Below are 23245 nucleotides of genomic sequence, written 5' to 3' on the forward strand. Positions count from 1 at the left end.
TCGATCTGCCCCCAGGTGGGGCCGGTCTGTGCGGGCACTCTGCGTCCGTGATGCGGATGAAAAATGGCGGCTAAGCGGCAGGAGCCCCGCGCAAAACCCCTTTTCGTTAATCTTTTGTTAATCCTTCTCTGGCCAGAAGGTTCCGCTGCCGTTTTTTCGGGCAGTGAAAGAACATGGTTGAGTCGTCGATATCCAAAAACTTTGCTCGCAGTGTCCGCCGCTATTTCGCTTCTCACCGGGTCTTCTTCCAAACGTTCCTCTCGATCCTGCTGGGCTGCTCGCTTCTGGCCTTCAGCGTCCAGGGCGCTGCGGCGCAGGCGGTCGACTGGGTGGTCAACATCAACGATGCGACCTTGGATCCCTCGCCCGCGGGCGGGCTGGTCGACTATTCGATCCGCATCACCAATGACGGCTTCAACGCGGCGCCCGCGACCTCGCTGAGCCTGACGGTCCCGTCCGGCACCGTGCTGGAGGCGACGACCGGGGCCATCACCGGCTGCGCGCCTCTGCCGGCGACGGGGCCGGCCACGGTTTCCTGTCCGGTGCCTGCGCTGGCGGCGGGGACGGATGTCGGCTTCACGGCGCGTCTGCGCAGCTCGGCGCAGGGCATGATCGCCTTTGGCGCCTCGGTCCCGGCCGCTGCGGGCACGGCGACCGACACCCAGCCCGGCAACAACGCCGTGACCGAGAATACCAGCATCACCGCAGGCGCCGATGTCGCGCTGACGATGACCGGGCCGAATTCCGCGACGTCCGGATCGGTCGTGACCTATGCCCTGGCCGCGACGAACAACGGCCCCGATGCGGTCGGCAACCTGACGCTGACCTTCCCGGTCCCGACCGGCCTTGCCAACATCACCCCCCGCCCGGCTGCACGCTGACCGCCGGCACCTATCGCTGCGCCATCGCCGGTCGGGTCGCGGTCGGCGCGACGGTGACGCGCAACTTCCAGGCGCAGATCGTCGCGGCCTCCGGCTCGACCCTCACCCCGGCGGCCAGCATCGGCGGCGGCATACCCGCCGACCCGATCCCCGACAACAACGCCGCGCTGAAGAATACCGAGATCCAGGCCGGCAGCGACCTGTCGATCGCCAAGTCGCGCGCGCCCTCGGGCACCATCCTTGCGGGCAACCAGGTCACCTTCACGCTGATCCCGCGCTATTCGCCACGGTCACCGATCTGGTCGACACGCTGCCGTCGGGCTTCAGCTATCGCTCGGGCAGCGCGACGGTCGGCGGCGGCAAGGTCGAGCCCGAGATCCAGGGCAACCGGCTGATCTGGCGCGACCTGCGGCTGGCGGCGGGGGAAACCCTGCGGGTGCGGATCGAGGTTCTGGTCGGCGGCGGCGTCGAGCCGGGCGCCTATGTGAACCGCGCGCAGTCCTTCAGCCCCGCGACCGGCCGCCCGAGGCCACGGCCACCATCCGGGTCGAGGCCGATGCGGTCTTTGCCTGCGCGACGGTCATCGGCCGGGTCTTCGACGACCTCAACCATGACGGCTATTACAACGGCCAGCCGTCGCGGCAGAGCCTGCGCCCCGACCAGGGCCGGCTGGCCGCCGCCGAGGGGGCCGAACGGGGCCTGCCGGGCGTGCGGGCTGGTGACGCCGAACGGGCTTGCGGTGACGACCGACCGGCATGGCCGCTTCAGCCTGCCCTGCGCCGCCCTGCCGCGCGACATCGGCGCCAACTTCATGCTGAAGCTGGACGAGCGCACGCTGCCGCTGGGCTATCGGCTGACCTCGGAAAATCCGCGCGTGGTGCGGCTGACGCCGGGGATGCTGACGAAGATGAACTTCGGCGCCACCCTGTCGCAGGTCGTGCGCGTGGATCTGTCGGCGCGCGCATTCGACGGCCGCGGCCTGCGCCCCGAGCTTGAGGAAGGGCTGCGCCAGGTGGTCGGCCAGATCGCGGCCAAGCCTTCGGTCCTGCGGCTGGGCTATCAGCTGCAACCGGGCGAGGCGAAGGGCGATGCCCGGTCGCGGCTGCGCCAGGTCGAGGCGGCGCTGCGCCGGTTGTGGCCTGCGAACGGCCGCTTTGCCCTGAATGTCGAGACGGCCGTGGAAACCGCTCCGGCCCGTGCGCGGAACGAGTAAAGATGGCGAATTTTCCTATCATGAACCCGATTGCTTCCTTCCGTCTGACGGCCTGCTCCACCCTCGCGCTGATCCTGTCGCTGCAATCCGCGTTGGCGGATCCGGCCGACAGCCAGGGCTGCGCGCTGATCCAGGGCGAGTTGCCCGGCGACTGCGCCCATGACAATGCGGGCTCGGTCGTATCGCGCGACCTGCCGCCCAATGCCCGGCACGAACCGGCGGGCGACCTGGGGCCGCTGGGCTTCTCGATCTCGATCGAGGCGACCCCGGCCGAGCCGCGCCGGACCGTCGCGGGCGCGGCCCCGGCGCCCGACCGGCTGCGCGAGATCGACCACGATCTGGACCGGCTGGGCCTCAGGGTCAGCGTCGACGGGCTGGACGCGCGGCCGATCCTGAACGTGGCGACCGCGGATCTGCGCAGCAGCTATGGGCCGGGGCAGGCGGTGCGGTTCCGGACCTCGTCGAACTATCCCGGCTGGATCGCGCGGGCGCAGGTGATCGTCATCGATCCCGACCGGCCCGGCCGTCCGCTGGCGGTGCTGCCCACATCGCCGAACGGGCTGACCGAATGGCGGATGCCCGCCGAAGGGCCGGAGGAGATGACCTATATCCTGCGCGTCGAAGACCGCGAGGGGCGGCGCGACGAGACCGTGCCGCTGCCGCTGCGGCGCGCCTCGGCCACCCTGGAGGGCGCGGATCTGACCGGCCCGATCATCGCGCCCGGCGAGGGCGAGGACCGCACCGCCCGGCGCGGCATCCCGGTCCACGGCGCGGTGGTCACCGTCTCGGGCGAGGATCTGCCCGCCGGGGCGCGGCTGACCGTGCTGGGCGAACCGGCGATTCCCGATGACGGGGGCCGCTTCGTGCTGCAACGCATCCTGCCGCCCGGTGAACATGACCGGCGCATCGCGATGGGCGACCAGGCCCAGACCCGCCATGTCACCGTCCCGCAGCGCGAGCTGTTCGCGACCGGCATCGCCGAGATCACCCTGGGCCGCGACCAGGTCGGCGACGAGATCTGGCGCCACGGCCGGGTCGCGGGCTTCGCCCAGGGGGTGCTGGCCGACGGCACCAGGGTGACCGCCTCGGTCGACACCCGCGATACCGAACTGCGCGACATGTTCCGCCATGTGACCCGGCGCTTCCCCGACCAGGTGCTGCGCCAGATCGAGGACCGCGAGGTCTGGGTCACCACCGGCGACGACAGCACGGTCGAGAACCTGGCGCCGACCTCGGGGCGGCTGTTCCTGCGTCTGGAGACCGACCAGAGCCATACCATGTGGGGCGATTTCCGCCCCGAGGGTGACCTGGACCGGATGGTGCGCCGCGACCGCACGCTTTACGGCGCCTCGGCCGGGTGGCACTCGGCCGAGACGGCCGCAGACGGCCGCAGACGGCAGTCCCCGGCAGAAGATCGGCGCCTATGCGGCCTCGACCGACCGGCTGAGCCAGCGCGACGTGTTCCGCGGCACCGGCGGCAGCGCCTATTTCCTGTCCCATCGCGACATCGAGGCGGGAACCGAGACGCTGCTGGTCGAAATCCGCGACCGGGTTTCGAACAGTATCGTGTCGTCCCGCCGCCTGGTCGAGGGCGGGATTACCGCATCGACTATGTGCAGGGCGTGGTGATCCTGAACGCGCCGCTCTCGCCCTCGGCGGGCGGTCCGGGGCTGGTCAGCGACAGCGCCCTGGGGGATCAACTGGTCAACCTGGTCGCGCAATACGACTATGGCCCGGCGAATGGCGCGGATTCCGGCGACAGCTATGGCGCGCGGGCCGAAAGCTGGGTGACGCCGCATCTGCGCTTTGGCGCCACGCTGGCGCAGGAAGGGGCGGGGGCGCCGACAACCGCCTGGGCGGGGCCGACCTGCCGTGGAAGCGGGGCGAAGACAGCTGGTTCTCGGCCGAACTGGCCGAGAGCGAGGGGTCGGGCCTGGACCAGGCCCTGTCGCTGACCGGCGGGCGGGATCTGGATCCGGCGAGCCCTACGGCGGGCGTCAAGGGGCAGCGCGCCAAGGGGGGTGCATGTCGAGGGACGGCTGGATCTGGCCGAGATCGGCGGCGCGGGCCATCGCACCGCCTTCTGGGACCGCCGGGACGAAGGCTTCGTCTCGCCCGACTGGAACGTGACGGTCGGCCAGCGCAGCGCCGGTCTGGACGGCCGGGTCGAGATCGGCGGCGCGACCGCGCTGACCTTCGGCGCCACCCGGTTCCACGATGATGCGGGCAAGCGCGACGACCGCGAACGGATCGGCATCGACCACTGGCTGAGCCGGGCCTGGCAGGTCGAGGCCGAGATCGCGCGTCGCGACCTGGCCAATCCCACGGCCCTGGCCCGGGCGAGAACGGCAAGGCCACCGACGCGGCCCTGCGCCTGACCTGGCATCGCGACGACGACCTGTCGGCCTGGGTCTTCGGGCAGGCGAACCTGTCGCGCTCGGGCGATCTGCTGCGCGACGACCGGATCGGCATCGGCGCCGAGGCGACGATCACCGACCGGCTGAGCGCGCTGTCCGAAGTGTCGGAGGGCACCCAGGGCGTCGCCGGGCGGCTGGAACTGGCCTGGGCCAAGAATGCCGCAACCACCTATACGCTGGGCTGGCGCGAGGATCCGACGCAGATCGACAACCCCGCCAGCGGCGAGCGGCGCGGCCTGACCTTCGGCGCGCAGCGGCAGGTGCTGGGCTATGCCTATCGCCCGGTCCAGGACGACCGGCTGAACGCGCTGTTCAGCTATACCTATCTGGAGGATCTGCCGGGGGCCGATCAGGTCAATATCGACGGCGAGACGGACGGGCAGCGCCAGCGCAGCCATATCCTGAACGCGGCCTTCAGCTATGACCTGGACCAGCGGTGGACGCTGGGCGGCAAATACGGCTTCCGCACCCGCCGGCAGGCCGACCGGGACGATTCGGATTTCACCCGCTCCACCGCGCATCTGGCGGCGCTGCGGGCCGATTACCGCATCGTGCATCGCTGGGACGCGATGGCCGAGATCCGCGCCTTCCACGCTCCGCGCGCCGGGATGACCGAATACGGCGCGCTGCTGGCCGTCTATCGCGAGGTCACGCCCCATGCCCGGCTGGGCGTCGGCTATGCCTGGGGCGGCGTTTCCGACGACCTGCGCAAGATCGAACCGGCCAAGCGCGGCATCTTCGTGAACCTGATCGACAAGTTCTGACGCCCCCTTGCCGCGTCGAATGATGCAGCAGCCTGTCAGGGATTGCCGTTGCAACCACGGGATCGCCAGGCGGAAGTCGACGCCCTGGCGGCGGACGCCGTGCGGATCTTCATGGCGGCGCACCGTTCCGCGCCACCCGCCGGGTAGGGGGCGTTATCGCCCGGTCTGACCGGTATCCACATGGACGATCACCGACATGCCGGGGCGCAGGTATTCGGCCATCTGCTGGCCGGGGTCGATGGCGATCCGCACCGGCAGGCGCTGCGCGATCTTGGTGAAGTTGCCGGTCGCGTTGGTCCCCGCCAGCAGGCTGTATTCCGACGCCGTCGCGGGCGAGAAGGAATCGACCCGCCCCGTAAAGGCGCGGTCCTGCATGGCGTCGACGGTAAAGCGCACGGCCTCGTCCGGGCGCAGGCCGGTCAGGTGGGTTTCCTGGAAATTGGCGATGATCCAGATCTCGGTCCCGACATGGGACACAAGAGCCGTGCCCGGCGTCACATATTGCCCGACCCGGACCGAGACCTGCCCCAGATGTCCGTCCGAGGGCGCCCGGATGACGCTGTTGTCCAGGTCGATCCGCGCCAGTTCGACGGCCGCCTCGGCGCTGGCGATGTCGGCGCGGCGCGATTGCAGGGCGACGCGGGCGGATTTCACCGCCTCGGTCTGCACGTCCAGTTGCGCCTGGGTCTGGGCGACGGCGGCCTGGGCCTGCTGCAAGGCCAGTTCCGACTGGTCGGCCGAGGATTGCGAGGCCACGCCGCGTGTGCGCAGCGCCTGCGCGCGGTCCCAACTGGTCCGCGCCGTGGTCAGGGCCGATCGCGCCGATTCCATCCCCGCCTCGCTGGCCCGCGCCGCCGCCTGGGCCGAGGCGACGCCCTGGGTCGCCACCTGCATCGCGGCCTGGGCGGCGGCCAGTTGCGCCTGGGCCTGGGCCAGCTTCTGCCGGGCGATGCGGTCGTCGATGCGCGCGATCACCTCGCCCGCCTTCACGGCCTGGAAATCGGTGACCTCGACGGCGCTGACATAGCCCGCGACCTGCGGGGCGACCGTGGTGACCTTGCCCCGGATATAGGCGTTCTCGGTCGTCGGCTGCGACGGCTGGAACGGCGGCAGGTGCCAGGCGAACAGCAACAGCAGGACGCCTGCCGCGCCGATGACCAGGGCGATGACGGTGGGGATCAGGTTTTCTTTTTGCATGGATTCGGGTCCGGTTGGGGCGCCATCCGCAGGGCCAGCCGGTCGCGCAGCAGGTGCAGGACCAGGGCCGAGGCGGCGGCAAGGGCGATCAGCGCCGTCAGGGCATAGGCGTCGTTATAGGCCATCACCCAGGACTGGGCGGATGCGTCCTGCGCGACCTGCTGGACGGCCTGCGCGCCGCGCGCGGCGGCGTCCGGGATCTCTGCCGTCAGCGCCGCGGCGGCGCGGGCGATGGCCTGGACGGTGGCGGGGTCGCTGGCGGCAAGCTGTTCGGTCAGGGTCGCGTAATGGGCGGCCTGGCGGTGGTTGATGAAGGTCGTGAACAGCCCCGACCCCAGCACTCCGCCCAGCGACTGGGTGGAGATGAAGACGATCACGAAGGACAGCAGGTATTGCGGCCCGCGCGCCAGGGCCTGGACCAGCCCCGCCATCATCGCCGGCGGCAGGAACAGCATTCCCGCAAATCCGATCAGCGTCTGGCTGACGATCATCTGCTGGGGCCGGGTGTCGATGGTCGCCTGCGCGTCCATGAACGCCCCCGCCGCGATCAGCAGCAGCGCCGTCAGGTGCAGCGCGGGCACGCGGTCGGGGCGCATCCAGCCCACGCAGGCCAGCCCGCCCAGCAGGCTGGCCGCGACGATCACCGCGAACAGCCCGGTCATCTGCGCGGGCGCCACGCCAAGCGCCTGGAACATGCGCGGCGCGCCTGTGCTTTGTTCCGACAGGATCAGGCGGAACAGGAACAGTGTCGCGGTCAGGTGCAGCATCGCCGGGCTGACCAGCCAGCGGATGTCCAGAAGCGGCGCCGCGCGGTTCAGTTCCACCGCGACCGCCCCCGCCAGCGACGCGGCCGAGGCCGCCAGCAGCATTCCGATCCAGGGCGCGTCGGTCCAGTAATGGATCGGCCCCATCACGAAGCCGATGGTCAGCCCCGCGAAGCCGAAGCCGATCAGCGCGAAGCTGACGAAATCCAGCGTCTGGATCACCTTCTGATGCGGCACCGGGCGCAGCGGCAGGTGGAACACCAGCATCAGCGACACCATCGCCATGCCAAGCGCGGTCAGATGCACCCCCGTCAGCCCGCCGTCGCCGATCAGCGCGGGCGACACCACGCGCGCCAGGGTCGGCCCCGACATCATCACCGCCATCGCGGCGGGCAGGCCCAGGCGCATCTTCCATTGCTGGGGCAGGGGCTCCAGCATGTACATGAAGGCCAGCGTGGACAGCGGCGCGGCGGCCGCGCCCGACAGCGCCTGCACCACCACCGCCGAGCGGAAGTCGCTGATCCAGACCGAGGCGAAGGCCACCACGACATAGGCGATGATCCCCAGTTCGGCGAAACGGCGCAGACCGTATTGGGTGCGGATCTTGATCAGCAGCAGGGGCAGGGATGCGCGCGGGATCATATAGGCCGCGACCAGCCAGCTGGCCTGTGTCGTGGTCGTCCCCAGGTCGCCCGCGAATTGCGGAATGTTGGCGGACACGAAGCCCTGGCCCAGCCCCTGGGACAGCGCCAGCATCACGGACGCGCCCATATAGGCCAGGGCGCGGGGCACGGGCAGCGGCGGATGGACCAGCGGCGCCGGGGGTGCGGCATCCGTCATGGGCGGTCCAGCCGGGCGATATTGGCGGCGATGCGGTCCAGCACGGATTGCGCCACCGCCAGGTCGCGATCCGGGATGTCCGCCACCAGCTCGGCCCGCATCCGGCGGGTGAAATCGACGATGCCGTTGTCCTGGCCCCGCGCCGTCAGGAACAGCGCGTTCTTGCGGCCGTCGCCCTGGGCAGGGCGACGTTCGACAAAGCCCGCGTGTTCCAGGGCGTCAAGCTGGCGCTTCAGGGTGGGCGCCTCGATGTCCAGGGCGGCGGCCAGCTCGGCCTGCGTGGCCCCGTTGATGCGCGACAGCGCGGTCAGGGCGCGGGCGCGCGACAGGGTCAGGCCCACGGCCTCGGCCTGCGCGTCATAGCTGCGGCGCAGCAGCCGCATCAGATGCAGCAGGGTGTCGAAGAAATGCGAGGATTGCGGCATGGCCCGGTTCCGATTATTCGTTAGCCAGCTAATGACATGGACGGCGGCCGTCAAGGGCGGGCGCCCGTTCATCCGGGTCTTCATCAAAGATCAGTCGGGCAGGGGTCGCCCGCATCGTCCCGAAGCCCCCGCTTTTGCCGGGTCTTCGGCCCGCAGACCGCTCGGCAAAAAACGCCGCGTCCCGCGAACAATGCGGCCCGCCGCGCGTTACGTCCGTAGTCATGCATTTCCAAGCGAGCGAGCATCATGTCAGCCAAGGACTATACCACCGAGACCGGCACCGGCGGAGAGCTTCACCAGAAGGCCGGGGGCGACGTGCCGCCGCTGACGACGCAGGTCGGCGCTCCGGTTTCCGACGACCAGAACAGCCTTCGGGTGGGGCGTCGCGGCCCGACCCTGATCGAGGACCAGGCCTTCCGCGAGAAGATCTTCCATTTCGACCACGAACGGATCCCGGAACGGGTCGTCCATGCCAGGGGCTATGGCGCGCACGGCTATTTCGAGACCTATGAAAGCCTGTCCGACATCACCGCGGCCGATATCTTCCAGCGCGCGGGCGAGAAGACCGAGGTGTTTGTGCGGTTTTCCACTGTCGCGGGGAACAAGGGGTCGATGGACCTGGCCCGCGACGTGCGCGGCTTCGCGGTCAAGTTCTATACCAACGAGGGCAACTGGGATCTGGTCGGCAACAACATCCCGGTGTTCTTCATCCAGGACGCGATCAAGTTCCCTGACATGGTTCACGCCGCCAAGCAGGAACCCGACAGCGATTTCCCGCAGGCCCAGACCGCGCATGACAATTTCTGGGATTTCATATCGCTGATGCCGGAATCCATGCACATGATCATGTGGATCATGTCCGACCGCGCCATACCCCGGTCGTTCCGCTTCATGCAGGGCTTCGGCGTTCATTCCTTCCGTTTCGTGAACGCGGCGGGCGAGGCGCGCTTCGTCAAGTTCCACTGGAAGCCCAAGCAGGGCCTGCAATCCGTGCTGTGGGACGAGGCGCTGCGCATCAACGGCGCCGATCCCGATTTTCACCGCCGCGACCTGTGGACCGCGATCCAGTCGGGCGATTATCCCGAATGGGAACTGGGCGTGCAGGTTTTCGACGACGCCTTCGCCGACAGCTTCGACTTCGACATCCTGGACGCCACCAAGATCATCCCCGAGGAGATCCTGCCCGTCCGCCCCATCGGCCGGATGGTCCTGAACCGGATGCCCGACAACTTCTTCGCCGAAACGGAACAGGTGGCCTTCCAGACCGGCAACATCGTCCCCGGCATCGACTTTTCCGAGGATCCGTTGCTGCAAGGGCGGAACTTCAGCTATCTGGACACGCAGTTGAAGCGGCTGGGCAGCCCCAACTTCAACCATATCCCGATCAACGCGCCCCGCTGTCCGTTCCACCATTTCCAGCAGGATGGCCACATGGCCATGCACAACCCGCGCGGCCGTGCGAATTACGAACCCAACAGCTGGGGCGGCGAACAGGGCGGCCCGCGCGAGGTCGCACAGGGCGGCATCCGCGCGGTGCCGGTGGCCTATAGCGGCGAAAAGGCGCGGATCCGGTCGGAAACCTTCGCCGACCATTATTCCCAGGCCCGGCAGTTCTATATCAGCCAGACCCCGGTCGAGCAGAAGCACATGGCCGACGCGCTGACCTTCGAGCTTTCGAAGGTCAAGGCCAAGCCGATCCGCCTGCGAATGCTGGCGCATCTGCTGAACATCCACCAGGATCTGGCCCAGGCGGTGGCGGCGGGCCTTGGCGTCAAGGACATGCCCGCGCCCGCCACGCCCGCCATTCCGCCGCGCACCGACCTGCCGGAAAGCCCGGCGCTGTCGATCCTGAAGAACGGCCCCGACAGTTTCGCGGGCCGCAAGATCGGCATGTTGCTGACCGACGGATCGGACGTGGCCCAGGTCAAGGCCATCGTCGACGCCGCCCAGGCCGAAGGCGCCATGGTGCAGTTCATCGGCCCCGTGGCAGGCAGCGTGGTCCTGTCGGACGGCACCGAACTGGACCTGGACGAGATGGTCGAGGGCGCGCCCTCGGCCGTCTTCGATGCGGTGGCGATCCTGCCGTCGGACGACCAGGCCGAGATGCTGGCCAAGATGGCCGCCGCGCGCGATTTCGCCGCGACCACCTGGGCGCATTACAAGTTCGCGGCCTTCAACGACGCGGCGCGTGTTCTGTTCGCCAAGGCCGGGCTGCCCAAGGAACTGGACGAAGGCTTCATCGCGGCATCCGACGCCAAGGGCTTCATCGCCGCCTGCCGCGACCTGCGCTTCTGGGGCCGCAAGAACGCCGCCTGACCGGGCCCTTCCGACCGGCTGCGACGGGCGGGCATCGCCCGCCCGTCCGCACTCCGGCAAGCCCTTGCCATTTGGCGGGATTGTCCCGATAGTGAATCATGACAATCTGGCGCCCCGACCCCCTGGCATTGTACCGCCCCGCCTATCTCTCCCTGGCCGAGCAATATGCCCGCGCCATCCGGGACGGACGGATTCTCGCCGGATCGCGCCTGCCGCCGCAGCGCAAGCTGGCCGACGATCTGGGGCTGTCGGTACAGACGGTCTCGCGCGCCTACGAGGATCTGATCCGGCGCGGGCTGGTGGTGGGCGAGGTGGGGCGCGGATCCTTCGTCCTGCCCGCCGGATCCGAGAATTCGCCCCCCTATCTGGCCGAACGGCCGGGCGGGCTGGTCGATCTGTCGATCCTGAAGCCCGTGACCGGGCGGATGCATGTCGACATCTTCCGCGAAGGGCTGCATTGGGTGGCCGAGAACCTGACGGCGCCCGCCGCCCTGTCGTTCCGGCCCAGTTCGGTCCTGCCGCAGCATCGCCGGGTGGCGGCGGACTGGCTGCGGCGCGGCGGCCTGGACGTGGCGCCCGACTGCATCACCCTGGCCGACGGCGCGACCTCGGCCATCACCACCGCGGTGATGAGCGCGGTTCCCCCCGGCGGCACCCTGGCGGCGGCGGCGCTGACCCATCACCTGCTGATGCCGCTGTGCAAATACCTGGGTCTTCACCTTGAGGGCCTGCCGGTCGACCACGACGGCATCGTCCCCGAAGCCCTGGATCACCTGGCCCGAAAGGGCAGCTTGCGCGCGCTGTATATGCAGCCTTCGGCGATCAATCCCATGGCGATCATGACCAGCCTCGACCGCCGCGCCGAACTGGTTCAGATCGCCCGCCGCCACGACCTGCTGATCATCGAGAACGACATGCTGAACACGCTGATCCAGCATCGCCCGCCGCCCATGGCGGTGCTGGCGCCGGAACGGGTGCTGCATATCCAGGGCTTCACCAAGACCACCCTGCCGGGCCTGCGCATCGGCTGGCTGGTGTCGCCCCCACGCCTGGCCCCGATCGCCGCGAACCGGCATCTGGTCACGAACTGGATGGCGACGCCGGCGATGGTCGAACTGCTCAGCCACTGGATCAGCGACGGCACGGTGGACCGGCTGATGTCCTGGCAGCGGGACGCCCTGCGCGAACGCCACGCCATCGCGAGAGAGGTTCTGGGATCCGCGCCCTTTCACGCCCATCCGCAAAGCCTGCATGTCTGGCTGGAACTGCCCCCCGGCCGCGACGAGGAGGAATTCGTGGCCCAAGCAAGGCAGCGGGGGGTCGCGGTCGCCTCGGGGCGGGCATTCCGGCTGGACGAACGCGGGCGGCGGGACGCGGTGCGAATCGCCTTGGGGTCGACCGGTGCCGACGACCTGCGCCACGGACTGCGGCTGGTCGTCGAAACCCTGGGCAGCAATGCCGAGCCGGTTCTGACGCTGGTTTAGGCAAAGCGCCCCGAATAATTGTCATGATATTATTTTGTGATTGACCTGATATAATCCCGCTGCAAAGTTCCGCTGTGACAGCACGGGGAACGCATGGACCAACCGATCATCCGCATCCAGAACCTGCAAAAGTCCTTCGGCACGCTGAAGGTCATCGACGGGCTGAACTTCGACGTGATGAAGGGCGAGAAGCTGGCCCTGATCGGCCCGTCGGGATCGGGCAAGACCACCATCCTGCGCATCCTGATGACGCTGGAGGATATTTCCGGCGGCCGGATCGAAATCGACGGAGAGCCGCTGTATCATATGACCAGGGGCGGCGCCGAGGTGCCTGCGGACGAGGCGCATCTGCACAGGATGCGCCGCCATGTCGGGATGGTGTTCCAGCACTTCAACCTGTTTCCGCACAAGACGGTCTTGCAGAACATCACCCTTGCCCCGGTCCTGACCCAGGGCGTCGGCCGCGCGGCGGCCGAGTCTCGTGCCCGCGAATTGCTGGAGATGGTGGGTCTGGCCGACAAGGCCGCCTATATGCCCAGCCAGCTGTCCGGCGGCCAGAAGCAGCGCGTGGCCATCGCCCGCGCGCTGGCCTTGCAGCCGCAGATCATGCTGTTCGACGAAGTGACCTCGGCCCTTGACCCCGAACTGGTCGAGGAAGTGCTGGAGGTGATGCAGCGCCTTGCGCGGGAAACCGATATGACCATGCTGCTGGTCACGCACGAGATGGGCTTTGCCCATGACTTCGCCGACCGGGTGCTGTTCTTCGACAAGGGCCGGATCGTCGAACAGGGCCCGCCCGACCAGATCTTCACCGCGCCGCAAGAGGACCGAACGAAGTCCTTCCTGCGCAAGATCATCGCCGCCGGACAGCGCGTGTGATGGAAAAAACCAACAGGAGAGACTGATGAAAACCACCCTGATCACCGCCATGCTGCTGGCGGCCCCGCTGCCCGCGCTGGCGGATAAGCTGGACGACCTGAAGGATGCCGGCACCGCCCGCATCGCCATCGGAAACGAGCCGCCCTTCACCGCCATCGGCGCCAACGGCAAGGTCTCGGGCGCGGCGCCCGACGTGGCCCGCGCGGTCTTCGCGGCCCTGGGCGTGGCCGATCTGGAAGCCTCGATCCTGGATTACGGCGCAATGATCCCCAGCCTTCAGGCGGGCCGCGTCGATGCGATCACGGCGGGCCTGTTCATGAAGCCCGAACGCTGCGACGCGGTGGCCTATTCCGAGCCGATCCTCTGCGATGCCGAGGCGCTGCTTCTGCCCAAGGGCAATCCCAGGGGCTTCAAGTCCTATGCCGATTTCGCCAACGACCCCGAAGCCCGTCTGGGCGCGCCCGGCGGCGGGACCGAGGAAAAGCTGGCGCTGGACGCGGGCGTGCCGCGCGACCGGCTGGTGGTGGTGCCCGATGCGCAATCGGGGCTGAAGATGGTGCAGGACGGCCGCATCGACGCCTATTCGCTGCCGGTCCTGTCGCTGAACGATCTGCTGGCGAAATCCGGCGACGCCAATCTGGAGGTCGTGGCCCCGGTCCAGGGCGCGCCGGTCTATTGCGACGGCGCGGCCTTCAACAAGCGCGACACGGCACTGCGCGACGCCTTCGACGTGGAACTGGCCAAGTTGAAGGAATCGGGCGCCTTCGCCAAGATCATCGAACCCTACGGCTTCTCGGCCGAGGCGGCGATCTCGACCAACCGCGAGGCGCTTTGCGCGCAGCAGTGACGTGACGGGGGCGGGGGATCACCCCGCCCGATCATCCGACAGCAGAAAGGCAGGCATCAGCGCATGGGCGACTGGTCTGGATATCTGACGCTTATCCTTCAGGGGGCATGGGTCACCGTCAAGCTGACGCTGATGGGATCCGCCCTGGCGCTGGCGGTGGCCTTCATCGCCGGGCTGGGCCGCATCTCGCGCCATGCCGCCCTGCGCTGGCTGGCGACCGGATATATCGAGTTCTTCCGGGGCACCTCGATCTTCGTGCAGCTGTTCTGGATCTATTTCGTGCTGCCGATGACCGGGCTGTGGGCGCCGACGCCGATGCAGGCGGGCGTCATGGCGCTTGGCCTGAACGTGGGCGCCTATGGGGCCGAGGTGGTGCGCGGCGCCATCCTGGCCGTGCCGCGCGACCAGGACGAGGCCTGCACCGCCGTCAACCTGACCCGCTTCCAGCGGATGCGCCACATCATCCTGCCGCAGGCGCTGCCGCTGATGCTGCCGACCTTCGGCAACAACGCCATCGAACTGTTGAAGGCGACCTCGGTCGTGTCGCTGATCTCGCTGTCCGACATGACCTTCCAGGCGCAGGTGGTCCGCTCGCAGACCGGCAACACGCTGCTGCCCTTCGTCACGATCCTGGTTCTGTATTTCGCGATGTCGTCGGTGATTTCCTTCGCCATCCGCCGCTATGAGCGGCGTGTGACGCGCGGCCTGGACGGGGTGCGCTGATGGAATGGGATTGGGACTTCGCCGCCTCGATCATGCCGCAGCTGCTGGCGGGGTTCAGGATCACGCTGATCGCCACCGCGCTTGGCGCCGTGGTCGCCGCCGTGCTGGGGCTGGTCTTTGCGATCCTGCGCCGGTCGCGGAACCGGGTCGTGTCACGCGGCACCGGCTTTGTGGTGGAATTCGTCCGCGGCACGCCGCTGCTGGTGCAGCTTTACTTCATCTTCTACGTCCTGCCCGACCTGGGCATCCGCCTGCCCGCGCTGACGGCGGGGGTGATCGGCATGGGCCTGCATTATGCGACCTATGCCTCCGAGGTCTATCGCGGCGGGATCGAGGCCGTCTCGCGCGGGCAGTGGGAGGCCGCGAAGGCCACCAACCTGAATGCGCGGCAGACCTGGATCCACGTCATCCTGCCGCAGGCCGTGCCGCCGATGATCCCGGCCATGGCGAACTACCTGCTGGCGATGTTCAAGGAAACGCCGCTTCTGTCGGCCATCACCGTGCTGGAACTGATGAACCAGGCCCGGTCCGTCGCCAACAGCTCCTATCGCTATGTCGAGCCGATGACGCTGGTCGGCGCGATGTTCCTGATCGTCAGCGTGATCTCGGTCATCGGGCTGCGCTGGCTGGAAGGGCGCTATGGCGGGGTGGGGAAATGACCGTGCAACTGGACGACCGCCCCCTGCCGCATCGCGTGGGCCTGGTGACGCTGGCCACCGACCACACGACCGAGGTCGATTTCGCGGCCCTGCCGCCCCATGGCATCGGCGTCTATGCGACCCGGATCCCCTTCGCCAATCCGGTCACGCCCGAAACGCTGGCCGCGATGGCGGGCGACGTGACGCGGGCGGCGGCGCTGATCCTGCCGGACGAGGACCTGGATGCGGTGGTCTATAGCTGCACCTCGGCATCAGTGGTCATCGGCGACGACCGGGTGCGGGCTTCCATCGCGGCGGGCAAGCCGGGGGCGGCGGCGATCACGCCGATCTCGGCCGGGTTCGCGGCGCTGCGGGCGCTTGGCGCGGAGCGGATCACGCTGCTGACCCCCTATACGCCCCAGACCACGCAGCCCATGGCCGATTGCTTCGAGGCAGGCGGCTTTGCGCTGCAAACCGTGTCCTGTCTGGGTCTGACCGACGACCGCGACATGGCGCGGATCAGCCACGCCAGCATCATCGAGGCCGCGCGAGCGGCGGTCGCCCCCGGCAGCCAGGCGCTGTTCATCGCCTGCACCGCCGTCCGCGCCGCCGCGATCATCGACCGGATCGAGGACGCCCTGGGCCTGCCCGTCGTCTCGGCCAATTCCGCGACGCTCTGGGCCGCCGCGCGCGCCTGCGGCGTCACCGGCGCCCTTGCCCCCGGTAAACTGATGAGGCTGTCATGACGCTGGACGACATCCAGGCCGCCGCCGCCCGCATCCGGGGCCATGTTGCGGAAACGCCGCTGGTCCGCGACGATGCGCTGAGCGACCGGCTGGGCCGGCCCGTGATGATGAAATGCGAGCATCTCCAGCCGACCGGCGCCTTCAAGCTGCGCGGCGCGACCAATGCGATCCTGTCGCTGCCCGCCGGGGTGCGGGGCGTGGTGACGGCCTCGACCGGCAATCACGGCCGGGCGCTGGCCCATGCCGCCCGCGCGCTTGGCGTGTCCGCCACCGTCTGCCTGTCGCGGCTGGTGCCCGCCAACAAGGTCCGGGCGATCCGCGATCTGGGCGCCACGGTGCGGATCGTCGGTGACAGCCAGGACCAGGCCATGGCCGAAGTCGCGCGCCTTGTGGCGGAGGAGGGGTTAACCCAGATCCCGCCCTTCGACCACCCCGACGTGGTCGCGGGCCAGGGCACCATCGGGCTGGAGATCGGCGCGCCCGAGGCCGTGCTGGTGCCGCTGTCGGGCGGCGGGCTGGCGGCGGGGATCGCGGTGGCGATCAAGGCGATCTCGCCCGCGACCCGCGTGATCGGCCTGACGATGGAGAACGGCGCGGCCATGGCCGCCAGCCTGCGCGCGGGTCGCCCGGTCGAGGTGGCCGAGGTCGCGACCCTGGCCGACAGCCTGGGCGGCGGCATCGGTCTGGACAACCGCGTCACCTTCGCGCTGTGCCGCGACCTGCTGGACCGGGTGATCCTGTTGACCGAGACCGAAATCGCCGCCGCCATCCGTCATCTGGGCCGCGCGGGCCATGTGGTCGAGGGCGCGGCGGCGGTCGGCCATGCCGCGCTGCTGGCCGGGAAATTCGCGCCCGAAGGCCCCGCCGTCACGATCCTGTCGGGCGGCAATATCGACCCCGCCCAGCACGCCCGGCTGATGCAGGAGGATGCCGCATGAGGCCGCCCGTGAAAATCCTGACCGAGGCCGATCTGCGCGCCCTGATGCCCCTGGGCGCCGAGGCGGTGGCCTGCATCCGCGACGCCTTCCTGGCGCTGGCGACCAAACCCGTCGCCATGCCGCCGATCCTGCGCCTGGATATCCCCGAACACCGGGGCGAGGTCGATGTGAAGACCGCCTATGTCCCCGGCCTGTCGCATTTCGCCATCAAGATCTCGCCCGGTTTCTTCGGCAATCCGGCGCTTGGCCTGCCCTCCACCAACGGCATGATGGTGGTGCTGTCGTCGACGACCGGTCTGGTCGAGGCGCTGCTGCTGGACAACGGCTATCTGACCGACATCCGCACCGCCGCCGCAGGGGCCGTCGCCGCCCATGCGCTGGCGCGGGCCGATGCGACGACTGCCGCGATCTTGGGCGCGGGGATGCAGGCGCGGATGCAGTTGCAGGCGCTGACCCTGGTTCGGCCGCTGACCGGCGCCACGGTCTGGGCGCGCGATCCTGGCCGCGCGCGGGCCTTTGCCCAGGAAATGACCGCCGCGCTGTCGATCCCCGTCACCGCCGCCGCCTCGGTCGAGGACGCGGTGCGGGACGCCGGGATCGTCGTGACCACGACGCCCTCGGACACCCCGATCCTGCACCGGGTCGCGCCGGGCACCCATGTCACCGCCATGGGGTCGGACGCGCCGCACAAGAACGAGATCGCCGCGGATCTGATACGGGGCGCGCATTACGTCGCCGACCGCCTGTCTCAAACCCGCACGCTGGGCGAATTGCACCACGCCGGGCCGGACGGCGGTTTTCCCGAACTGGGACAAATCCTGGCCGGTCTGGCCCCTGGCCGCAGCAGCCCGGATCAGATCACCCTGGCGGACCTGACCGGCACCGGCATCCAGGACACCGCCATCGCCGCCCTTGCCCTGGCCCGCGCGGCCCAGGCCGGGGCGGGCCACGACTTCACCCTTTGAAAGCAACCCCCATGACAGATGTCGCATTGAAATTCACCCGTCAGGAATATGCGCAGCGCCTCGCCAAGACCCGCCGGGCGATGGAGGAGAAGGGCGTCGATCTGCTGATCGTCACCGATCCGTCCAACATGAACTGGCTGACCGGCTATGACGGCTGGTCCTTCTATGTCCATCAAGGCGTGGTCGTGCCCCCGGACGGAGAGCCGATCTTCTTCGGGCGCGGCATGGATGCCGTGGGCGCGCGGTTCACCGCCTATCTGAACGACGCCAACATCATCGGCTATCCCGACGATTACGTGCAGAACACCCAGAAGCATCCCATGGACCTGCTGTCGCAGATCCTGACGGACAAGGGCTGGGGCGCGAAACGCATCGGCGTCGAGATGGACAATTACTGGTTCACCGCCGCCGCCTTCGCCGCCCTGCAAAAGCACCTGCCCGACGCGAAATTCAGCGACACGACCGGGCTGGTGAACTGGCAGCGCGCGGTGAAATCCCCGACCGAGCTGGACTACATGCGGAGGGCCGGGGCCATCGTGACCAGGATGCACGAGCGCATCTTCGAGAAGATCGAGCCGGGGATGCGCAAATGCGACCTGGTGGCCGAGATCTATGACGCGGGCATTCGCGGCACCGATGGTTTCGGGGGCGACTATCCGGCCATCGTGCCACTGCTGCCCTCGGGGCGCGAGGCCGCCGCGTCGCATCTGACCTGGGACGACCAGCCGATGCGCGCGGGCGAGGGGACGTTCTTCGAGATCGCGGGCTGCTATAACCGCTATCATGCGCCTCTGTCGCGGACGGTGTTCCTGGGCAAGCCCACGCAGGTGTTTCTCGATGGCGAAAAGGCCGTGCTGGAGGGCATGGAGGCCGGGCTTGAGGCCGCGCGGCCCGGCAATACCTGCGAAGAGTTCGCGGGGGCCTTTTTCGCGGTGCTGAAGAAATACGGCATCGTCAAGGACGGCCGCACCGGATACGGCATCGGCGTCAGCTATCCGCCCGACTGGGGCGAGCGCACCATGTCGCTGCGTCCGGGCGACCGGACCGTGCTGCAACCCGGCATGACCTTCCATTTCATGACCGGCCTCTGGTCCGAGGAGATGGGCCTGGAGATCACCGAAAGCATCGCCATCACCGAAGGCGCGCCGGAACTGCTGGCTGCGGTGCCGCGCAAGCTGTTCGTGAAGGACTAGGCCATGCTGCCCCTTCAGATGCAACTGACGCCGTCGCCCATCACGGCGACGGTGGATTTCGCGGAACCGGGCGTCCGCCACGGTTTCCTGCGCCTGCCCTATTCGCGCGACGACGCGGCCTGGGGGTCGATCATGACCCCCATCGCCGTGGTCGTGGGCGGCGAGGGGCCGACCGTGCTGCTGACCGGCGCCAATCACGGCGACGAATACGAAGGCCCGATCGCGCTGTTCGACCTGGCCGCGACCGTCCGGGCCGATCAGGTGACGGGCCGGATCATCATCGTTCCGGCGATGAACTATCCGGCCTTCGGGGCGGGGACGCGGACCTCTCCCATCGACCGGGGCAACCTGAACCGCAGCTTTCCGGGCCGCCCCGACGGCACGGTGACGCAGAAGATCGCCGATTACTTCCAGCGGGTTCTGCTGCCGATGGCCGATGTGGTCGTGGATTTCCATTCGGGCGGCAAGACACTGGATTTCCTGCCCTATTGCGCCGCGCACATCCTGCCCGACAAGCGGCAGGAGGGGCAGAGCTTCGATCTGGTCCGCGCCTTCGGCGCGCCCTGGTCGGTCAGGATGCTGGAGATCGACGCGGTCGGCATGTACGACACCGCCGCCGAGGAGATGGGCAAGATCTTCGTCACCACCGAACTGGGCGGCGGCGGCACCGCGACCGCGCGCACGGCGGGCATCGCCAAGCGCGGCTTGCGCAACCTGCTGATCGCGGCGGGCGTCCTGCGCGGCGAGGTTGAGGCCCAGCCGACGCAATGGCTGGACATGCCGGACGCCGATTGCTTCACCTTCGCGGAAGACGGCGGGCTGATCGAATTCCTCGTGGATCTGGGCGATGCCGTCGCGCGGGACCAGCCGGTCGCCCGCATCTTTCCCGTGACCCGCACCGGGCTGCCGCCCGTGACCGTCACCGCCGCGCGCGCCGGGCTGATGATGGCGCGGCATTTCCCCGGCATCGTGAAACCCGGCGATTGCGTCGCCGTCATCGGCGCAGAGGTGGACGAATGATTGCCGACAAGACCCTGATGCGCCCCGACGCCTTCGTGAACGGGCAATGGACCGGCGGGGGGATCGGCGGCGACCGCTTCGCCGTCACCGATCCGGCCACCGGCGGAACCGTCGCGCAGGTCGCGAAACTGGATGCGGCGGGCGCCCGTGCCGCCGTGGATGCCGCCGACGCGGCCTTTCCTGCCTGGGCCGCCGCGCTGCCGCAGGAACGTGCGGCGATCCTGTTCCGCTGGTTCCAGCTGATCCGCGACAACCGCGAGGATCTGGCCCGGATCATGACCGCCGAACAGGGCAAGCCGCTGTCGGAGTCGCGGGGCGAGATCGACTATGCCGCCAGCTTCGTCGAATTCTATGCCGAGGAAGCCAAGCGTCCCAATATCGAAAGCGTGACCTCGCACCTGTCCACGGCCGAGATGGAGCTGTGGCGGGAACCCGTGGGGGTCGCGGCCCTGGTGACGCCCTGGAATTTCCCCTGCGCGATGATCACCCGCAAGGCGGCGGCGGCCCTGGCGGCGGGCTGCACGGTGGTGATCCATCCCTCCGCCGAAACGCCGCTGTCGGCGACGGCGCTTGCCGAGCTGGCGGATCGCGCCGGTTTCCCTGCCGGGGTGTTCAACGTGGTGACGGGCGAGGCGTCGGAAATCGTCGGCGAATGGTGCGCCGATCCGCGCGTGCGGGCGCTGTCCTTCACCGGATCCACCGAAATCGGCAGGCTGCTGTATCGCCAAAGCTCGGACACGGTAAAGCGGCTGGTGCTGGAACTGGGCGGCCACGCGCCCTTCATCGCCTTCGCCGATTGCGATCTGGATCTGGCGGTGGACGAGGCGATCAAGGCCAAGTTCGCGACCTCGGGCCAGGATTGCCTCGGTGCCAACCGCTTCCTGGTCGAACGCCCGATCTATGCCGAGTTCTGCCGCCGTTTCGCGGACGCCGCCGCCGCGCTGACGCTGGGCCCCGGCGAACAGGACCGCGACCTTGGCCCGCTGATGAACGAAGGCGCGGTCCGCAAGCAAGAGGAGCATGTGGCCGACGCCCTGTCACGCGGCGCCCGGCTGCTGACCGGCGGCGGGCGCGACCCCCAAGGCCCGCTGTTCTATCAGCCGACGGTGCTGGCCGATGTCCCTGTCGATGCGCTGATCTTCCATCAGGAAACCTTCGGCCCGGTCGCCGCCATCGCGCCCTTCGATACCGAGGACCAGGCCGTGCGGATCGCCAACGGCACCGAATACGGCCTTGTCGCCTATGTCCATTCCCGCGATCCGCGCCGCATCTATCGCCTGTCGCGCGCGCTGCAATTCGGCATGGTCGCGGTCAACCGCACCAAGGTCACGGGCGCGCCGATCCCCTTTGGCGGCATGAAGCAATCGGGCCTTGGCCGCGAGGGCAGCCGCCACGGTTTGGAGGCTTTCACCGAAATCAAATATGTCTGCCGCGACTGGGCAGAACACAGGAGGGCATGAGAATGCTGACGAATGACGAACTGGCGAAATGGGATCGTGAAAGCTTTTTCCATCCCTCGACCAACCTGGGCCAATTCGCCCGCGGCGAAGGCGCGCAGCGCATCGTCAAGGGGGCCGAGGGCGTCCATATCATCGACCGCGACGGCAACCGCCTGCTGGACGGTTTCGCGGGCCTTTACTGCGTGAACGTGGGCTATGGCCGGACGGAGATCGCCGATGCCATCGCCGCGCAGGCGCGCGAGCTGGCCTATTACCACGCCTATGCCGGGCATGGATCCGAGGCCTCGATCACGCTGGCCAAGATGGTGATGGAGCGCGCGCCCGAAGGCATGGCGCGGGTCTATTTCGGGCTTGGCGGATCGGACGCCAATGAAACCAACATCAAGCTGGTCTGGTATTACAACAACATTCGCGGCCTGCCGCAGAAGAAGAAGATCATCAGCCGCTGGCGGGGCTATCACGGGTCGGGCCTGATGACCGGCAGCCTGACGGGGCTGGAACTGTTCCACAGGAAGTTCGACCTGCCCCTGGCGCAGGTGATCCATACCGAGGCGCCCTATTACTTCCGCCGCCCCGACCCCTCGCAGAGCCAGAGCAGCTTCGTGGGCTATTGCGTCGACAAGCTGGAGGCGCTGATCAAGGCCGAGGGCCCCGACACCATCGCCGCCTTCATCGGCGAGCCGGTGCTGGGCACCGGCGGCATCGTGCCGCCGCCCGAGGGCTATTGGCCCGCGATCCAGGCGGTGCTGGACAAATACGACATCCTGCTGATCGCCGACGAGGTGGTGACGGGCTTCGGCCGGCTGGGGTCGATGTTCGGGTCCGATCATTACGGCATGAAGCCCGACATCATCACCTGCGCCAAGGGGCTGACCAGTGCCTATGCGCCGCTGTCGGGGTCGATCATCGGCCAGCGGGTCTGGGACGTGCTGATGCAGGGCAGCGACGAGAACGGCGTCCTCGGCCATGGCTGGACCTATTCCGCCCATCCGATCGGCGCGGCGGCGGGAATCGCCAACCTGAAGCTGATCGACGACCTGGGGCTGGTGCGGAACGCGGGCGAAACCGGCGCCTATCTGAACGCGCGGATGCGGGCCGCGCTTGGCGACCATCCCCATGTCGGCGAGATCCGGGGCGAGGGGATGCTGTGCGCCGTGGAACTGGTCCGCGACCGGGATTCGCGGACGTTCTTCGACGCCTCCGAAGGGGTGGGGGCCAGGGTCGTCGCGGCGATGCTGAAGCGCGGGGTGATCGCGCGGGCCATGCCGCAGGGCGACATCCTGGGCTTTGCGCCGCCGCTGTGCTTGACCCGCGCCGAGGCCGACACCATCGTCGGCGCCGCCGCTGAATCGGTGCGCGAGGTGCTGGGCTGAGACGCCGGGGGACTTCGCGTCCCCCGGACCCCCTGCGGGATATTTGGATGAAGAAGAATGAGAGCGGCCGGGGTTGACAAGAGAGGCCAGGTCGCCGCTTCAATCCCGGTGCATTGGTCAGGACAGCCGCAGGTGCCGCGTCAACCCGTCAGAACCGTTTTT

Annotated in this window: 22 protein-coding genes; 19 read left to right on the forward strand and 3 right to left on the reverse strand. The window is 68.6% G+C overall.

The features are described from left to right. The first annotated feature begins 173 nt into the window (after nt 1-173). The 6 genes from PXD02_RS04300 (at nt 174) to PXD02_RS04325 (ending at nt 5275) form a co-directional block, all read left to right on the forward strand. Nucleotides 174-881 (forward strand): hypothetical protein, encoded by a 708-nt coding sequence (locus PXD02_RS04300; RefSeq protein WP_275105689.1) that lies wholly within the window; start codon nt 174-176, stop codon nt 879-881. A gap of 53 nt (nt 882-934) precedes the next feature. Further along, nucleotides 935-1276: a hypothetical protein gene (locus tag PXD02_RS04305; protein WP_275105690.1), complete on the forward strand. Its 342-nt coding sequence runs from the start codon at nt 935-937 to the stop codon at nt 1274-1276. Between the two features lie 344 nt (nt 1277-1620). Further along, nucleotides 1621-2094 (forward strand): hypothetical protein, encoded by a 474-nt coding sequence (locus tag PXD02_RS04310; RefSeq protein WP_275105691.1) that lies wholly within the window; start codon nt 1621-1623, stop codon nt 2092-2094. A gap of 2 nt (nt 2095-2096) precedes the next feature. Continuing rightward, nucleotides 2097-4049 carry a hypothetical protein gene (locus tag PXD02_RS04315; RefSeq protein ID WP_275105692.1) on the forward strand — a complete coding sequence of 651 codons (1953 nt, stop codon included), beginning with the start codon at nt 2097-2099 and terminating at the stop codon, nt 4047-4049. Nucleotides 4050-4115: 66 nt separating this feature from the next. Continuing rightward, nucleotides 4116-4472: a hypothetical protein gene (locus PXD02_RS04320; RefSeq protein ID WP_275105693.1), complete on the forward strand. Its 357-nt coding sequence runs from the start codon at nt 4116-4118 to the stop codon at nt 4470-4472. Between the two features lie 140 nt (nt 4473-4612). Continuing rightward, nucleotides 4613-5275 carry a TonB-dependent receptor gene (locus PXD02_RS04325; RefSeq protein ID WP_275105694.1) on the forward strand — a complete coding sequence of 221 codons (663 nt, stop codon included), beginning with the start codon at nt 4613-4615 and terminating at the stop codon, nt 5273-5275. 153 nt (nt 5276-5428) lie between these two features. Here PXD02_RS04325 and PXD02_RS04330 read toward each other — a convergent pair whose 3' ends face one another. Genes PXD02_RS04330 through PXD02_RS04340 form a run of 3 tightly spaced genes read right to left on the reverse strand, consistent with a single transcriptional unit; the run spans nt 5429 to nt 8501 of the window. Next, nucleotides 5429-6472, reverse strand: coding sequence for an HlyD family secretion protein (locus tag PXD02_RS04330; protein WP_275105695.1), 1044 nt, complete (start codon nt 6470-6472; stop codon nt 5429-5431). Then, on the reverse strand, nt 6454-8076 hold the full coding sequence (locus tag PXD02_RS04335) for an efflux MFS transporter permease (RefSeq protein ID WP_275105696.1): 1623 nt from the start codon (nt 8074-8076) through the stop codon (nt 6454-6456). The genes PXD02_RS04330 and PXD02_RS04335 overlap by 19 nt, the downstream gene beginning before the upstream one ends. After that, nucleotides 8073-8501, reverse strand: coding sequence for a MarR family winged helix-turn-helix transcriptional regulator (locus tag PXD02_RS04340; protein WP_275105697.1), 429 nt, complete (start codon nt 8499-8501; stop codon nt 8073-8075). The genes PXD02_RS04335 and PXD02_RS04340 overlap by 4 nt, the downstream gene beginning before the upstream one ends. Before the next feature lie 246 nt (nt 8502-8747). On the opposite strand from PXD02_RS04340, the gene PXD02_RS04345 reads away from it, so the two are divergent. From PXD02_RS04345 to PXD02_RS04405, 13 genes are all read left to right on the forward strand, one after another. After that, nucleotides 8748-10817, forward strand: coding sequence for a catalase (locus tag PXD02_RS04345; protein ID WP_275105698.1), 2070 nt, complete (start codon nt 8748-8750; stop codon nt 10815-10817). 98 nt (nt 10818-10915) lie between these two features. Beyond that, entirely contained in the window at nt 10916-12301 is a 1386-nt protein-coding gene (gene ehuR / locus PXD02_RS04350) for a MocR-like ectoine utilization transcription factor EhuR (RefSeq protein WP_275105699.1), read from the forward strand. A gap of 93 nt (nt 12302-12394) precedes the next feature. After that, entirely contained in the window at nt 12395-13180 is a 786-nt protein-coding gene (ehuA, locus tag PXD02_RS04355; RefSeq protein WP_275105700.1) for an ectoine/hydroxyectoine ABC transporter ATP-binding protein EhuA, read from the forward strand. 25 nt (nt 13181-13205) lie between these two features. After that, nucleotides 13206-14027, forward strand: coding sequence for an ectoine/hydroxyectoine ABC transporter substrate-binding protein EhuB (ehuB, locus tag PXD02_RS04360; RefSeq protein ID WP_275105701.1), 822 nt, complete (start codon nt 13206-13208; stop codon nt 14025-14027). A gap of 63 nt (nt 14028-14090) precedes the next feature. Beyond that, entirely contained in the window at nt 14091-14750 is a 660-nt protein-coding gene (ehuC, locus tag PXD02_RS04365) for an ectoine/hydroxyectoine ABC transporter permease subunit EhuC (protein WP_275105702.1), read from the forward strand. After that, nucleotides 14750-15409: an ectoine/hydroxyectoine ABC transporter permease subunit EhuD gene (ehuD, locus tag PXD02_RS04370; RefSeq protein WP_275105703.1), complete on the forward strand. Its 660-nt coding sequence runs from the start codon at nt 14750-14752 to the stop codon at nt 15407-15409. The genes ehuC and ehuD overlap by 1 nt, the downstream gene beginning before the upstream one ends. Then, a complete protein-coding gene (eutA, locus tag PXD02_RS04375; RefSeq protein WP_275105704.1) occupies nt 15406-16134 on the forward strand; it encodes an ectoine utilization protein EutA in 729 nt (242 codons plus the stop codon). The genes ehuD and eutA overlap by 4 nt, the downstream gene beginning before the upstream one ends. Beyond that, nucleotides 16131-17072, forward strand: coding sequence for a hydroxyectoine utilization dehydratase EutB (eutB, locus tag PXD02_RS04380; RefSeq protein WP_275105705.1), 942 nt, complete (start codon nt 16131-16133; stop codon nt 17070-17072). The genes eutA and eutB overlap by 4 nt, the downstream gene beginning before the upstream one ends. Next, nucleotides 17069-18037: a cyclodeaminase gene (locus PXD02_RS04385; protein WP_275105706.1), complete on the forward strand. Its 969-nt coding sequence runs from the start codon at nt 17069-17071 to the stop codon at nt 18035-18037. The genes eutB and PXD02_RS04385 overlap by 4 nt, the downstream gene beginning before the upstream one ends. Before the next feature lie 11 nt (nt 18038-18048). After that, a complete protein-coding gene (gene doeA, locus PXD02_RS04390; RefSeq protein WP_275105707.1) occupies nt 18049-19230 on the forward strand; it encodes an ectoine hydrolase DoeA in 1182 nt (393 codons plus the stop codon). Between the two features lie 3 nt (nt 19231-19233). Next, nucleotides 19234-20250 carry a N(2)-acetyl-L-2,4-diaminobutanoate deacetylase DoeB gene (gene doeB, locus PXD02_RS04395; RefSeq protein ID WP_275105708.1) on the forward strand — a complete coding sequence of 339 codons (1017 nt, stop codon included), beginning with the start codon at nt 19234-19236 and terminating at the stop codon, nt 20248-20250. Next, nucleotides 20247-21710 carry an NAD-dependent succinate-semialdehyde dehydrogenase gene (locus tag PXD02_RS04400; RefSeq protein ID WP_275105709.1) on the forward strand — a complete coding sequence of 488 codons (1464 nt, stop codon included), beginning with the start codon at nt 20247-20249 and terminating at the stop codon, nt 21708-21710. The genes doeB and PXD02_RS04400 overlap by 4 nt, the downstream gene beginning before the upstream one ends. A gap of 2 nt (nt 21711-21712) precedes the next feature. Next, the gene (locus PXD02_RS04405) at nt 21713-23083 is read left to right on the forward strand and encodes an aspartate aminotransferase family protein (protein ID WP_275105710.1); all 1371 of its coding nucleotides are present in this window, start codon (nt 21713-21715) and stop codon (nt 23081-23083) included. Nucleotides 23084-23245: the final 162 nt, after the last annotated feature.

The sequence above is a fragment of the Paracoccus sp. S3-43 genome (assembly GCF_029027965.1).
GTDB lineage: Bacteria > Pseudomonadota > Alphaproteobacteria > Rhodobacterales > Rhodobacteraceae > Paracoccus.